15 protein-coding genes are annotated in these 12,625 nt (G+C 62.3%); 9 read left to right on the forward strand and 6 right to left on the reverse strand.

From position 1 onward, the window contains the following. Window positions 1-29: 29 nt before the first annotated feature. Window positions 30-770: a hypothetical protein gene (locus GTP55_RS24400; RefSeq protein WP_161047397.1), complete on the forward strand. Its 741-nt coding sequence runs from the start codon at window positions 30-32 to the stop codon at window positions 768-770. A gap of 8 nt (window positions 771-778) precedes the next feature. Here GTP55_RS24400 and GTP55_RS24405 read toward each other — a convergent pair whose 3' ends face one another. The 3 genes from GTP55_RS24405 to GTP55_RS24415 all read right to left on the reverse strand — a co-directional run bounded on the left by GTP55_RS24405 (window position 779) and on the right by GTP55_RS24415 (window position 4,543). After that, complete coding sequence (locus tag GTP55_RS24405; protein WP_161047398.1) at window positions 779-2,308, reverse strand: dienelactone hydrolase family protein; 1,530 nt, start codon at window positions 2,306-2,308, stop codon at window positions 779-781. A gap of 46 nt (window positions 2,309-2,354) precedes the next feature. Then, window positions 2,355-3,965, reverse strand: coding sequence for a methyl-accepting chemotaxis protein (locus GTP55_RS24410; protein WP_161047399.1), 1,611 nt, complete (start codon window positions 3,963-3,965; stop codon window positions 2,355-2,357). A gap of 83 nt (window positions 3,966-4,048) precedes the next feature. Then, on the reverse strand, window positions 4,049-4,543 hold the full coding sequence (locus tag GTP55_RS24415; RefSeq protein WP_161047400.1) for a chemotaxis protein CheW: 495 nt from the start codon (window positions 4,541-4,543) through the stop codon (window positions 4,049-4,051). Window positions 4,544-4,742: 199 nt separating this feature from the next. Between GTP55_RS24415 and GTP55_RS24420 the strand changes: the two genes are divergently transcribed. The 3 genes from GTP55_RS24420 to GTP55_RS24430 are packed head-to-tail and all read left to right on the forward strand — an operon-like array spanning window position 4,743 to window position 7,494. Then, a complete protein-coding gene (locus GTP55_RS24420; protein ID WP_161047401.1) occupies window positions 4,743-5,402 on the forward strand; it encodes an HD domain-containing protein in 660 nt (219 codons plus the stop codon). Window positions 5,403-5,425: 23 nt separating this feature from the next. Further along, the gene (locus GTP55_RS24425; RefSeq protein WP_161047402.1) at window positions 5,426-6,685 is read left to right on the forward strand and encodes a TCR/Tet family MFS transporter; all 1,260 of its coding nucleotides are present in this window, start codon (window positions 5,426-5,428) and stop codon (window positions 6,683-6,685) included. Beyond that, window positions 6,682-7,494, forward strand: a complete 813-nt coding sequence (locus tag GTP55_RS24430; RefSeq protein ID WP_161047403.1) for a substrate-binding periplasmic protein — start codon at window positions 6,682-6,684, stop codon at window positions 7,492-7,494. The genes GTP55_RS24425 and GTP55_RS24430 overlap by 4 nt, the downstream gene beginning before the upstream one ends. Here GTP55_RS24430 and GTP55_RS24435 read toward each other — a convergent pair. Next, on the reverse strand, window positions 7,491-8,327 hold the full coding sequence (locus tag GTP55_RS24435; RefSeq protein ID WP_161047404.1) for an alpha/beta hydrolase: 837 nt from the start codon (window positions 8,325-8,327) through the stop codon (window positions 7,491-7,493). The two genes, GTP55_RS24430 and GTP55_RS24435, sit on opposite strands and share 4 nt — an antisense overlap. Window positions 8,328-8,397: 70 nt before the next feature. Between GTP55_RS24435 and GTP55_RS24440 the strand changes: the two genes are divergently transcribed. Continuing rightward, window positions 8,398-8,919 (forward strand): DUF2975 domain-containing protein, encoded by a 522-nt coding sequence (locus GTP55_RS24440; RefSeq protein WP_161047405.1) that lies wholly within the window; start codon window positions 8,398-8,400, stop codon window positions 8,917-8,919. Beyond that, on the forward strand, window positions 8,919-9,158 hold the full coding sequence (locus GTP55_RS24445) for a helix-turn-helix domain-containing protein (RefSeq protein WP_161047406.1): 240 nt from the start codon (window positions 8,919-8,921) through the stop codon (window positions 9,156-9,158). Before GTP55_RS24440 ends, GTP55_RS24445 begins: the two co-directional genes overlap by 1 nt. Here the strand turns inward: GTP55_RS24445 and GTP55_RS24450 are convergent. Next, window positions 9,142-9,426 (reverse strand): CCDC90 family protein, encoded by a 285-nt coding sequence (locus GTP55_RS24450; protein ID WP_161047407.1) that lies wholly within the window; start codon window positions 9,424-9,426, stop codon window positions 9,142-9,144. The two genes, GTP55_RS24445 and GTP55_RS24450, sit on opposite strands and share 17 nt — an antisense overlap. 249 nt (window positions 9,427-9,675) lie before the next feature. On the opposite strand from GTP55_RS24450, the gene trpS reads away from it, so the two are divergent. The 3 genes from trpS to GTP55_RS24465 are packed head-to-tail and all read left to right on the forward strand — an operon-like array spanning window position 9,676 to window position 11,995. Beyond that, window positions 9,676-10,740: a tryptophan--tRNA ligase gene (trpS, locus tag GTP55_RS24455; protein WP_229258147.1), complete on the forward strand. Its 1,065-nt coding sequence runs from the start codon at window positions 9,676-9,678 to the stop codon at window positions 10,738-10,740. A gap of 53 nt (window positions 10,741-10,793) precedes the next feature. Then, window positions 10,794-11,024 (forward strand): DUF1294 domain-containing protein, encoded by a 231-nt coding sequence (locus tag GTP55_RS24460; protein WP_371868431.1) that lies wholly within the window; start codon window positions 10,794-10,796, stop codon window positions 11,022-11,024. A gap of 11 nt (window positions 11,025-11,035) precedes the next feature. Further along, a complete protein-coding gene (locus GTP55_RS24465; protein ID WP_161047408.1) occupies window positions 11,036-11,995 on the forward strand; it encodes a DMT family transporter in 960 nt (319 codons plus the stop codon). On the opposite strand, the gene GTP55_RS24470 is transcribed toward GTP55_RS24465, so the two are convergent. Continuing rightward, complete coding sequence (locus tag GTP55_RS24470; protein WP_110848157.1) at window positions 11,996-12,613, reverse strand: LON peptidase substrate-binding domain-containing protein; 618 nt, start codon at window positions 12,611-12,613, stop codon at window positions 11,996-11,998. Window positions 12,614-12,625 lie beyond the last annotated feature (12 nt).

Raw genomic sequence — 12,625 nt, forward strand, 5'->3', positions numbered from 1 at the left:
TAATATTCTTTGGTTGACCTTATCGCACAATGAAATCGCTCCTCTTTTGCACCAGCTTCATCAGCGGCAACGAAGCCTGGGAAACCCGCTATCAACGCTGGCTCGACTATTATCGAGACGTGCCGATCAATGCGGTGAAGAAGATCATGATCGACGATGGTTCGCCTTTCCTGCCGAGCGCCAGCCTCATCAAGACGATTTCGCATACCGACCCGGTGGCGGCCGAAACAGACGCGCACCTGATTGTCCGCTTCGATAACAACCTGGGCCGCCAAAGCATCAAGGATTATCCGGGCTGGTGGCGCAGTTTTCTGCACTCGATCGAGATCGCCGACGAACTGGGCGTCGACAAGATCATCCATATCGAATCGGACGCGTTCATCCTGAGTCCGCAACTGGTCGAGTTTCTGAACCAGGTGCGCGATGGCTGGCACGTCTTGTGGTCGCCGCATAACGATTTCCCGGAGACCGCCATCCAGGTAATCTGCCGCGACCAGTTCGATATTTTCCGGAACTTCAAGCAGAAAAATCCGGAACTGCGCTTCCACGACTTCGCCGAGCGTGTGTTGCCGTTCACCGATGTGCACCGCGAATTCAAGGGTGACCGTTACAGCGAATTCAAGCGCAATCGCGGCATCTTCCGATCAAAGAAGTTCAATTTCCTGCCTATCTTCGAATGGGACTTCTTCAACGTGCCAGTGCCGCCGGACGCCGACTTCGCCACCCAGGGCGTGACGCGCCAGAAATTGGCATATCGCCGCCACGGCTAGCGGCAAGTTCATTTCAGTATTTTCAGACGATCGGCGGCGTGACCGTTCTTCGGATCGAGTTCCAGCGATTTCTGGTAGCTGGCGATGGCGGCGGGCTTGTTGTCCAGTGCCTCGTAGCCCTCGGCCAGGCTGTCGTGCAGGTTGCTGTCCTTCGGATACAGCGCCACGCCCAGCTTGAAGATCTCGACGCCGGCCGCCTCCTTGTTGGAGCGCAGCAGTTCGTAGCCCCAGCCGTTAAGGTCCGTCTCGGACAGCACGAAGCTCTTGTCGCCATCGTGCAGCTGGGTATAAATGGGCACCGCCTGATCGAATCCGCGCTTGAACAGTTCGGCCGCAAAACCGGTCTGCGTGGCGACCGGGCGGGTGTCTGCAGTGCGCGGCTCGTACAGCGCCATGTGACGCGGCGCGCCGTTTTGCGTCGGCGAGCGCTGGACGAAGGCCAGGCCGGCGGCGTCGTTCTTCAGATACGCATCGACAAACGCCAGCATGTAGCGCGCGGTCCAGTAGTAGGCCTGCTCCACCTCTTCGCGCGTGTAGTCTCCAAAGTGCGATGGCGGCATGAAGCGCAATGCGGCCGGCGAAAAATCGACGTGCACCATCGGCTGCATTATCACTTGATACAGCTGCGTGTGCCGCGCGGCGTTCAGCAGGCTGAATGAGGTTTCGACGCCGCGCTGGTTCAGGTCGGAAATGGTCGCCAGCTTGCGCGAGACGTACAGCCATGGAACGGTCAGGCGCGACACCGGCAGCGTCTTGGTCAGCTCCGGCTCGCGCGTGCCATCGAGGCTGATGACGGCGGAGATGCGGTTGTCGGCAGCCGCCGCAAACAGGCCGGTCATGCCGCCCCAGCTCCAGCCGGCGGTGGCGATGTGCGCGGTGTCGGCAAACGGCAGCGTGTGGGCGTACGAGATCAGGAAGCCGATGTCGCGCGCCTGCGCTTCAGCGCCTTCGCGATCAAAGACCATTTGGCGGGTGCGCGCACCCAGGTTGCGGCTGACGATGGTCACATAGCCATGACTGGCCAGGTATTCGCCGACATCCGCTGCTTCATGCGCGGGGCTGCCGCCGCCCGGCGCGTAGATCACCACCGGATATTTTCCGGCCAACGGCGTGGCGTCGCGCACCGCCCACATGGGTTGCGCAAACCTGGCCCTGGCCTGCGCTTCGCCGATGTCGGCGCCGGCCGACTTCAGACGTCCGGCCACGTAGGCATCCACCTCGGACTTACTGCGGCCGTAGTTATCGTCGGTCGCCTCGGTGCGGATATAGTCGGCATAAGGAAGGCGCTTACCGGCGCTGGATGCGGCGGGATACCAGATCAGCGTCTGCAGCGGCCGGGCGCGTTCGCCGGTGAACGGCTGGCCGGTCACGGCATCGGTTGTTTCGCGGTAGCTGCGGGAATAATCGTACTGCTGGACGAGGCGGAAGCCGACGCTGTGCGGCCCCCGTTCAAGATTGGCAAAGCCGGTTTCGGCCCGGACCAGCGGCGCCAGCACCGCCAGTAATGCCGTCGACACCACCCATAACAAATATCGCATCACACTCCCACGCACATAGCCAAAAAGGCAATGCTACGTGAAAAGTTCAAACGCTGCGAGTAATTTGTAGCTGCGGACGGGCCGGACGCGCGTGCGACAGGCGCGACGTGCCATCGACCTTGAATACGCTGACGGCATGCGCCAGCGCGGCGGCCTGCTGCTGCATCGATTCGGCCGCCGCCGCCGCCTGCTCCACCAGCGCGGCGTTCTGCTGCGTGACCGCGTCCATCGAACCGATGGCCTGATTCACTTCGTTGATGCCGGCGCTTTGTTCGGTGCTGGCGGCGGTGATTTCCGAGATCATGTCGCTGACCTTGTGCACGCTGGCGACGATTTCGTCCATCGTCACGCCGGCATCGGCCACCAGTTTGCTGCCCTGGTTGACCTTGTCCACCGAATCGCCGATCAGCGCCTTGATTTCCTTGGCGGCCGAAGCGGAACGCTGCGCCAGATTGCGCACTTCCGACGCCACCACCGCAAAACCGCGGCCCTGTTCACCAGCGCGTGCCGCTTCCACCGCCGCATTCAGCGCCAGGATGTTGGTCTGGAAGGCGATCCCGTCGATCACCGCGATGATGTCGACGATCTTGCTGGACGACTGGTTGATCGAATCCATGGTGCCCACCACTTGCGCCACCACGGCGCCGCCCTTGACCGCCACCTGCGCGGCCGATGCCGCCAGCTGGTTGGCCTGGCGCGCGTTGTCGGCGTTGTGCTTGACGGTGGAGGTCAACTCTTCCATCGACGATGCAGTTTCTTCCAGCGCGCCGGCCTGTTGCTCGGTGCGGCGCGACAGATCCTGGTTGCCCTGGGCGATTTCGCTCGACGAGGTGGTGATGTGATCGGTGCCGGAACGCACTTCGGTGACGATGCCCAGCAGGCTGGCGTTCATCTCCTTCAACGCCGACAACAGCTGGCCGGTTTCATCCTTGGCGCTGTCGTCGATATGGCCGGTCAGGTCGCCGCTGGCGACGCGGCGCGCTGCCGCCACCGCCTCTTGCAGCGGGCGGACGATGCCGGTGGTCAGCAGCCAGGCGCAGGTGGCGCCGAAGGCCAGCACCAGCGCGGCCAGCATGAACAGCAAACGGCGGCTGCTGTTGGCGATGTCTTCGATATGCACGGCGGCAGCGTCGATTTTGGCGCGCTGCATTTTCAACAGTTCGGCGATCAATTCTTGGAACTTGGCCGTGCCGGGCTTGAAAACGTTTTCAAAAATCTTTGTTGCCTCGTCCAGTTCGCCGGCGGTTTTGAGCTTGTTGATCTGGTCGCGCGACGACAGGTAGACCTTGCGCTGTTCGCCGATGCGGTTGAACAGGTCTTTTTCATCGTCGTCGACGATCAGCGTTTCGATCTTTTTCTGCAGTTCGCCGGAAGCGGCGGAAGAAGCCTTGGACTCTTCGGCGAAGTAGGCGCCCAGCGACTGGTCGCTGCTGCGGGCAATCGCGGTGGTGCGGCGGATGCCGCTGTCGATCTTGCCCGACCAATCGGAGATCATGCGCTCCTTGGCCAGCGGATTCTGCATCATTTCGCTGGTGGCCGCGGCCACGCCTTGCAGCCGCCATACGCCGATGCCGGTGATCAGCATCGCAAACGCCAGGATAATCGTGAAGCCCAACGCCAGGCGCTTGCCAATACTGATATTCGCCAACATATTCATTCTTGCACCTACCTCTCAGAGTAAACCAAAAATAAAACTACGGAATCAGCATCGGGACCGTGCCCGGCGTGATAAAGGCTGACTTATGCGGCCAGCGCGGTGCTTTCGATCAGGCCCATATCGGCGCTGGACATCAGCTTGTCGATGTCGACCAGGATCAGCATGCGGTCTTCAATGGTGCCGAGGCCGACAATGTGGTCGGTATTCAGCGCCGAGCCGATTTCCGGCGCCGGTTTGATCTGCTCAGGCAGCAGCGTGGTCACGTCCGACACGCGATCCACCACCATGCCGACCACGCGGTGGCCGATATTGAGGATGATGACCACGGTGAACTGGTCATAGGTCGGGGTGCCCAGATTGAATTTGATGCGCATATCGACGATCGGCACGATGATGCCGCGCAGATTGACTACGCCCTTGACGAAGCCCGGCGCGTTGGCGATGCGGGTGGGCGTTTCGTAGCTGCGGATCTCGCTTACTTTTTGAATATCAATGCCGTACTCTTCCTGGCCGAGGGTAAAGGCCAGGTACTCGCCGGCGCTCGAGGACGTCGCGTGCAATTCGCTTACGTTAGACATAGGTTTTCCTTCTCTGCGATAGTGACTATGCGTAATGTTACCGCAAGTCAAGATCAATAGCACCAAATAAATGCATAGCAGCAACAAAATAAACTTATTGCAATTCTCAGATTGATAATTCGGCTACGGTTTTCTCCTGCACAAGGTGCGCCAAGGCTGTATCATTTACACAAAATCGACGAATCAATCCGGGAGACCGATGAATAGCTTGCTTACTGGTTGGCACCCGCGCCTGGTGGCCCTGGCCACTGCGGCACAGGGCATGGATGGCGCTCATGACACCAACCATCTGCACCGCGTCTGGCGCAACGCCAGCCTGCTGCTGAACGATTATCCCGAGGCCGACGCACTGGTGGTGCTGGCCGGCTGTTACCTGCATGACCTGGTCAACCTGCCGAAGAACCATCCCGAGCGCCATTTGGCGTCGCGCAAGGCCGCGCTGCTGGCCAGCCGCCAGCTGGCCGAACTGGATTTCCCGCCGAACAGACTGGCCGGCGTGGCTCACGCCATCGAGAGCCACAGTTTTTCCGCCGGCATCCGCGCCGAGACCATCGAAGCCAAAATCGTGCAGGACGCCGACCGGCTGGATGCGCTCGGCGCGGTCGGCCTGGCGCGGCTGTTCTACACCGCCGGCCGCATGGATTCGGCGCTGGCGCATCCGGACGATCCGATGGCGCTGCACCGCGACCTCAATGACAAGGCGTACGCGCTGGACCATATCGACACCAAGCTGGCCACCCTGCCCGGCACCATGCAGACCGCCGCCGGCCGCCGCCTGGCCGACAACCGGCTGCATGAATTGATCGCCTTCCGTGACAGCTTTATCGCCGAATGGGCCGCCAGCCCGGCCGCGCCGTAACCGACCCTCGCCACCTTCCCTACATGACCACCACTGACACCTCGGCAGCGGCGCCGCTGCCGGTACCGGGCAAGCCGCCGGGCAACCTGAATTTTGTCCTGATCTGCGTCTTCATCGATATGCTGGGCATCGGCCTGATCGTGCCGGTGCTGCCGGTGCTGGTCGGCGAATTCACCGGCACGCGCGACAACCAGGCCTACTGGTATGGCGTGATGAGCGCGGTGTTCGGCCTGATGCAGTTCCTGTTCATGCCGATGCTGGGCGCGATCAGCGACCGTGTCGGCCGCCGCCCGGTGCTGCTGTATTCCATGGCCGGCATGAGCATCAACTTCCTGACCACGGCCTGGGCGCCCAACCTGGCCTGCCTGTTTATCGGCCGCGTGATCGGCGGCATGTCGTCGGCCAGCATGTCGGTGGCGTCGGCCTATGCATCGGATATTTCGACACCGGACAACCGCGCCAAGAGCTTCGGCAAGATCGGTGCGGCGTTCGGCCTGGGCTTTATTTGCGGGCCGATGCTGGGCGGGCTACTGGGCACGGTCGACCTGCATCTGCCGTTCTATGTGGCCGGCGCGCTGTCGGCCGCCAATCTGGTCTACGGCTATCTGATGGTGCCGGAATCGCTGCCGGCGTCGCGCCGCGCGCCGTTCAAGCTATCCAAGATCAATCCGCTGGCGGCGCTGGCCAAGCTGGCGCGCCGCACCGACATCCGCGGCCTGGTGGTCACCTACACGCTGGTGACGCTGGCGGCGATGATGCTGCAAACCACCTGGGTGCTGTACACCACCTTCCGCTTCAACTGGACGCCCGGCCAGAACGGCGCGGCCCTGTTCTGCGTCGGCCTGACGGCGGCGGTGGTGCAGGCCGGCCTGCTTGGCCTGCTGATCAAGCGCTTCGGCGAGGTGCGGCTGGCGCAGCTAGGCATGGTCTCGGGCACCCTCACCTATCTGCTGTATGGCCTGGCCACGCAGGGCTGGATGATGTATGTGCTGATCGTCTGTAATGTGCTGTCGTTTGCGATTGGCCCGGCTCTGCAGAGCATCATCTCCAAGCACACGCCGGCCGACGAGCAAGGCGAGTTAATGGGATCGCTGCAATCGATCAGCAGCGTGGGCGTGATCGTCATGCCGCTGCTGGGCTCCGCGATCCTGGGTGAAGTCAGCCACCTGCCGGCCGGCGACTGGCGCGTCGGCAGCACCTTTTACCTGTGCGCCGCCATGCAGGCGATGGCGGTGCTGGTGGCTCAGCGCTACTTCGGCAAGCACGAGGAGGACGAAGCATGACGTTGCGCTGCTTGATCGCGGCCTGCATCGCCAGTTTTGCATTTGCCTCGCACAGCGCCGGCGCCGCCGGCTGTTCGCGCGAGATTTCGGTGCCGGTATCGGCCAACGGCGCCAGCGTCATCGTCGACGGCACGCAGGTGAAAGGCATTTATCCGGATCTGCTGCGTGGCATCGGGCCGAAGATCGGCTGCAGTTTTGTGTTCACCGTGGTGCCGCGCGCGCGCCAGGTGGCGATGTTCAAGAACGGTACGGCAGACCTGCTGGCGCCAGCGTCGCGCACGCAGGATCGCGACCAGATGGGCACCTTCATCCCGATGATCAATCACCGTCCGATGCTGATTTCGGTGAATAGCGGGCGCGCGCCGATCGCCGATCTACCGGATCTGCTGGCGCGCCGCGAATTGCGCGTGGCCGTGGTGCGCGGCTTTGATTATGGTGAGAGGTATTCGACGCTGCTCACCGAGCTGCAAAAACAGGGCCGCCTGTTCGTGGAAGTCGACGTGATTGCGGTGGCGCGCCTGCTGCATGCCGGTTCGGCCGACGTCACCATCATGGGGCCGACGCTGATGGCGGGAGCGATTCGCCGCGAGCAGCGCGTGCACGGCCTGCAGGAACGGCTGAAAATGGAGGCTATCCCGGAACTGCCGTGGAGCCAGAGCGGCGCCTACATCTCCAACGCGCTCAAGCCGGAAGACCTGGCCATCCTGCGCGAGGCGCTGGAGACGGCCGGCAAATCCAATCAGGTGATGGACGGCTACCGGCGCTACTTCCGCACGGACCTGTTGTCCGACAGCGTGCGTCCGCGTTAATGTACTGCCAGCCCGCCAATGAATTCGCAATAGGCCGGCTGCACCATCGCATTGGTCAGCACATCGTTATGGCCGGCGCCCGGTACCAGCAGCAGCCGTTTGGAGGATGACGGCAGCGCCGCGTAGACCTGCTTCGCCAGGCGCGGCGGCGTGGTGTGGTCCGCCGCCCCTTCCAGCACCAGCGCCGGCCCGGCGTAGCCCGATGCCGCCGCCACGTTGTCAATATCCTGCAATTCCGGGCTGATCTCCAGTCGCACGAACGGCCACACATACCATGGCAGCATGGCATTGCCCCAGTCGCGCGCGTTGGTGGTGGTCGATTCGAGTATCAGACCGCGCGCGGCGGGACGCTGCTGCGCCACGTAAGCCGCGACGAAGCTGCCGAGCGACTGCCCGTGCAGCACCACCTGGCCGGGACGGCGCGCGTTGACGTCGTCGAAGATCCGCAGTGCGTCGCTCTTCAGCATGGCGATGGTCGGCACGCCCTTGCTGCGGCCGTAGCCGCGATAGTCAAAGATGGTAACGTCGGCGCCGCAGGGCGCAATCGCGCCCAGCACTTCCGCGCCGTGCTGGTCGAGATGGAAGCTGTTGCCGCCGAAGTACAGCACCGTCAGCGCGTTGCCGGCACGGGTGGCCGAGACGCCGTGCAGTTCCGCGTCCGCGACCGGCAGCGCAAGTTCGGCGAGCTGCCAGGCGGGCGCGCTGGTGCTGTCGAGGGTGTGCGACGGCGGTGCATCGCCGGGCTTGTCAGCGCGCAGGACATTTCGCTCCCCGACCTGCATCGCACATCCGGACAACATCAACACGCTTACCGCCAGCCATGCTTGCCTCATTTCCCGCTCCTGTTTTTGAATGTACAATTCAATATACAACAACAAAAACTTACTGTAAAACGATAAATTTATGAAAATCTCACTGATCCGCATTTTCCTGTGGCTGTGCGTTGCCGTGCAGGCGGCGTTTTTTGTCTTCGCGTGGACAAGGTTTGCGCCGGCGATCGGCAGCATGACCATCGAGATCACAGCGGAAGGCGTCGGCACGGCGGCCAAGCTGGCGCTGTCGCCGTCGCAGCGGTGGCTCGGTGCGGCGTTGGCCGCCGTGCCGCTGCTGGTAATGGGCTATGGCTTGTGGCGGCTGGACCGGCTGCTGCTGAACTTCCGCCGCCAGGATTTGTTCACGGCGCAATCGGTCGGCCACCTGCGCGCGTTTGCCGGCGCCACGCTGGCGTCGACGCTGCTGACGATTGCAGAACCACCGGTGCGGACGCTGGCGTTCTGGCTGATGGGGGGCGGCGACCGGCATGTGTCGGTGGGCGTGCGGTCGGAACAGATTATTCTGCTGCTGGTGTGCGCACTGTTTTATCTGGTCACGCGGCTGATGCAGGAAGGCAGCCGGCTGGCGGCGGAGAACGAGGCGTTCATCTGATGGCCATCGTAATCAATCTGGATCTGATGCTGGCCAAGCGCAAGGTCAAGTCGCGCGAGCTGGCGGCGTATGTGGGGATTACCGAGCAAAACCTGTCGCTGCTTAAATCCGGCAAAGTCAAAGGCATTCGTTTTTCCACGCTGGAGAAAATCTGCGAACGGCTGGACTGCCAGCCAGGCGACATCCTGGAACGCACGCCGGAGCCGGACAACGACGATGCAGCTAGTGGAGAAATTTGAATAGCACGGCCGTGGCGCCGGTCTGAACAATGAGTATCCCGCACAACCACTGTATCAGCTCCGCTTTCAAGGAAGACAGTCCTTCGCGGAATTCCGCCCGCAAACCAGTCTGCAGCTCGGACAAGCGCAAATCCAGATACTCCTTGGTCACCAGATGGCTTTCAATCAGCTGAAAAAGCGCCACCGCCAAGGCTTTCGCCTGCTGCTGCGAGAAACCGCCTTCCACCAAAGTATCCATGAACGCCACCATATTGAAATTATTCGACATGTGTTCTCCTTTTTCGGTTTAGACCGCCTTCTGCACAAAAGAGTTCCGAACTTGACAGACCGCCACCAAACTGCAACCATACGGCCATGATTTTTTATGCCCCGCCTCACACCCGCACGTATTGGCGCCGCTCCTAGCGAGCGCGGCCACTGTACAACCATAGTGATGTGATATTTTTATCAACGCCGCCCTAGTCTGGTGGCGTTTTTGTATCCGCTCACCAGACCGGGGCAACGTAAAGGAACCCTGATGAGTCTGCCTGAACTGCCACAAACCGACGCCGCCGAAGTCTCTGCGGTCGCCACCGCACCCAAGGGTCCGCAAATCATCCTGACCGGCGACCGCCCGACCGGTCCGCTGCACCTGGGCCACTTCGTCGGCAGCCTGCGCAACCGCGTGGAATACCAGCACCAATTCAAGCAATTCATCATGCTGGCCGACTCGCAAGCGTTGACCGACAATATGGACGACACCAACAAGGTGCACCGCAACGTGGTCGAGGTGGCGCTGGACTACCTGGCGGTCGGCATCGACCCGGCCAAGTCGACCATCCTGATCCAGTCGCAGATCCCGGAACTGGCCGAACTGACCTTCTATTATCTGAACATGGTCACCGTGGCGCGCCTGGAGCGCAACCCGACCGTCAAGACCGAAATCGCCCTGCGCGGCTTCGAGCGCGATATTCCGGCCGGCTTCCTGACCTACCCCGCCTCGCAAGCCGCCGACATCTCGGCCTTCAAGGCCACGCTGGTGCCGGTTGGCGAAGACCAGATTCCGATGATCGAACAGACCAACGAAATCGTGCGCCGCTTCAACCGCATCGTGAATAAAGACATCCTGGTCGAGTGCAAGGCGCTGGTGCCGGACATCGGCCGCCTGCCGGGCATCGACGGCAAGGCCAAGATGAGCAAATCGCTGGGCAACACCATCAACCTGGGCGCCACCGCCGCCGAGATCACCGCCGCCGTCAAAAAGGTCTACACCGACCCGCTGCACCTGCGGGTGGAAGATCCGGGCCACCTGGAAGGCAACGTCGCCTTCATCTACCTGGACGCCTTCGATCCGGAAAAAGACAAGCTGGAAGAAATGAAAGCCCACTACGTGCGCGGCGGCCTGGGCGATTCCATCGTCAAGAAACGACTGGAAGTGGTGCTGCAGGAACTGCTGGCGCCGATCCGCGCCCGCCGCGAAGAGCTGGAAAAAGACAAGGGCTACATTATGCAACTGCTGAAGGAAGGCACTATGCAGGCCCGCGAAGTGGCGGCCAAAACCGCCGATGAAGTCAAGGCCGCGCTCGGCCTGAGCTACTTCTGAACGCGCCGGCGCTGAACTGGCTGTGGCTGGCGTCGTTGTATGGCGCCGCCAGCGTGGCCTGTTTCATCGCCTACGCCATCGACAAATCGGCGGCCATCGGCCAGCGCCGCCGCATTCCCGAACGCACGCTGCTGTTGCTGGGACTGGCCTGCGGCTGGCCCGGTGGTCTGCTGGCGCAACGCTGGCTGGGGCATAAGACCATCCAGACTTCGTTCCAGATCGCTTATTGGTGCAGCGTGGTGCTGAACGTCGCCGCCGTGGGCTGGCTCTGCACTCTCAACTAAGGAATCCGACGATGCTGCAAGGCGTGTTGTGTGGTCTGCTGGCCGGCGCCATGTGGGGCATGGTGTTCGTGGCGCCGGAATTCCTGCGCGCCTTCACGCCGCTGGAAATGGCTTGCGGACGCTACATCTGCTACGGGCTGATCGCCGCCGCCGTGATGTCGACGCGGCTGCCGAAGCTGCTGCGCCGGCTGGACCGCAGCGACATCGTGGCCATGATCAAGCACGCGCTGGCCGGCAACATCGTCTACTACATGCTGCTCGCGCTGGGCGTCAAGCTGGCCGGCGTGGCAGCGACGTCGCTGATCATCGGCGTGCTGCCGATCTCGGTCACGCTGGTGGGGCACAAGGACCACGGTGCGGTGCCGCTCAGGCAGCTAATCTGGCCGCTGCTGCTGGTCGCGGCTGGCATCGCCTGTATCAATATCGACGTCTTCACGCATGATGTCGGCACTGGCCTGCCGCTGAGCAGCAAGCTGCTGGGCCTGCTGTGCGCGGCGGTCGCGCTCGCGTGCTGGACCTGGTACTCGGTCGACAACGCCCGCTACCTGAAGCGCAATCCACATTTCAGCAGCGGCGAATGGTCGGCGTTGTACGGCGTGTCCAGCGGCTTGATCGCGCTGGCGATTGCGCTGGTGGGCCTGGTATTCTTCCATGGCGACGTGACCGGCGCCGGCGCGGCGGCCAGCGGGCGTGACTGGGGACTGTTCTGGATCGTCAGCGCGGTGATTGCACTGGGGGCATCGGCCATTGGCAACCATCTGTGGAATATCGCCAGCCGCAAGGTGCCGCTGACCCTGTCCGGCCAGTTGATTCTGTTTGAAACGCTGTTCGCGCTGCTGTACGGGTTTATCTACAAGCAGCAGTGGCCGCGTGGGCTGGAGATTGCGGCCATGGTGCTATTGATCGCGGGCGTGATGTGGTCGGTACGCATCCATGCGCTGGACGACGCCAGCGAGGCGCACGCCGGCTGATCAGTTATCGAGCAGGCCGTTCTCGCTCAGCACGTCCTGCACCAGTTCCAGCCGCAGCACCGGATTTTCCTGCAGCAGCAGGCGCTGCTTTTCTTCCAGGTCCAGCCGCAGCAGTTCGCACCAGCGGTTGGCAACCCAGCCGGCTTCGTCCAGCCGGTACGGCGGCGCCAGCGACATATTCGCAGTGGAAATCTGTTTTTTTTGTAGCGAACGGATCAGGGCGCCCAGCGCATTGGCCACGTCCTGTTGTTCGCTTGGAATCGGCACCACCATGTCCTCGGCCACCTCCTCCACCTCGGCCATCCACAAGCCGTGCTTCAGCTGCTCGGCGGATTTGACCTGGAAGCGCGTGGTGCCGATGCAGGAGATCTGTAACAGTCCCGGCAGCGGCGCCGCCCAGTCGAGAATGCGCGCCATGGTGCCGCAGGCGGACAGCGTTTCGTGCTGCTCCGGCAAGCGCACTTCGCTACCGTCGAGCAGCGAGACCACGCCGAACTCCTCGCCCTTGGCGATGCAGCGCTTGACCAGGTCCAGATAACGCACTTCAAACACCTGCAAGGGCAAGTGCCCATCAGGAAACAGGATCGTCTTCAGCGGAAACAATGGGATAGATGGCATTTCGCAATCATC

Source organism: Duganella margarita (assembly GCF_009857535.1).
GTDB lineage: Bacteria > Pseudomonadota > Gammaproteobacteria > Burkholderiales > Burkholderiaceae_D > Rugamonas > Rugamonas margarita.

Excerpts from the sequence above, each read along its gene's own strand:
- GTP55_RS24410 (WP_161047399.1), bottom strand. The coding sequence starts at position 3,965 with ATGAATATGTTGGCGAATATCAGTATTGGCAAGCGCCTGGCGTTGGGC.
- GTP55_RS24400 (WP_161047397.1), top strand. The coding sequence starts at position 30 with ATGAAATCGCTCCTCTTTTGCACCAGCTTCATCAGCGGCAACGAAGCC.
- GTP55_RS24470 (WP_110848157.1), bottom strand. The coding sequence starts at position 12,613 with ATGCCATCTATCCCATTGTTTCCGCTGAAGACGATCCTGTTTCCTGAT.
- GTP55_RS24465 (WP_161047408.1), top strand. The coding sequence starts at position 11,036 with ATGCTGCAAGGCGTGTTGTGTGGTCTGCTGGCCGGCGCCATGTGGGGC.
- GTP55_RS24450 (WP_161047407.1), bottom strand. The coding sequence starts at position 9,426 with ATGTCGAATAATTTCAATATGGTGGCGTTCATGGATACTTTGGTGGAA.
- GTP55_RS24405 (WP_161047398.1), bottom strand. The coding sequence starts at position 2,308 with ATGCGATATTTGTTATGGGTGGTGTCGACGGCATTACTGGCGGTGCTG.
- GTP55_RS24415 (WP_161047400.1), bottom strand. The coding sequence starts at position 4,543 with ATGTCTAACGTAAGCGAATTGCACGCGACGTCCTCGAGCGCCGGCGAG.
- GTP55_RS24430 (WP_161047403.1), top strand. The coding sequence starts at position 6,682 with ATGACGTTGCGCTGCTTGATCGCGGCCTGCATCGCCAGTTTTGCATTT.
- GTP55_RS24425 (WP_161047402.1), top strand. The coding sequence starts at position 5,426 with ATGACCACCACTGACACCTCGGCAGCGGCGCCGCTGCCGGTACCGGGC.
- GTP55_RS24445 (WP_161047406.1), top strand. The coding sequence starts at position 8,919 with ATGGCCATCGTAATCAATCTGGATCTGATGCTGGCCAAGCGCAAGGTC.
- GTP55_RS24440 (WP_161047405.1), top strand. The coding sequence starts at position 8,398 with ATGAAAATCTCACTGATCCGCATTTTCCTGTGGCTGTGCGTTGCCGTG.
- trpS (WP_229258147.1), top strand. The coding sequence starts at position 9,676 with ATGAGTCTGCCTGAACTGCCACAAACCGACGCCGCCGAAGTCTCTGCG.
- GTP55_RS24435 (WP_161047404.1), bottom strand. The coding sequence starts at position 8,327 with ATGAGGCAAGCATGGCTGGCGGTAAGCGTGTTGATGTTGTCCGGATGT.
- GTP55_RS24420 (WP_161047401.1), top strand. The coding sequence starts at position 4,743 with ATGAATAGCTTGCTTACTGGTTGGCACCCGCGCCTGGTGGCCCTGGCC.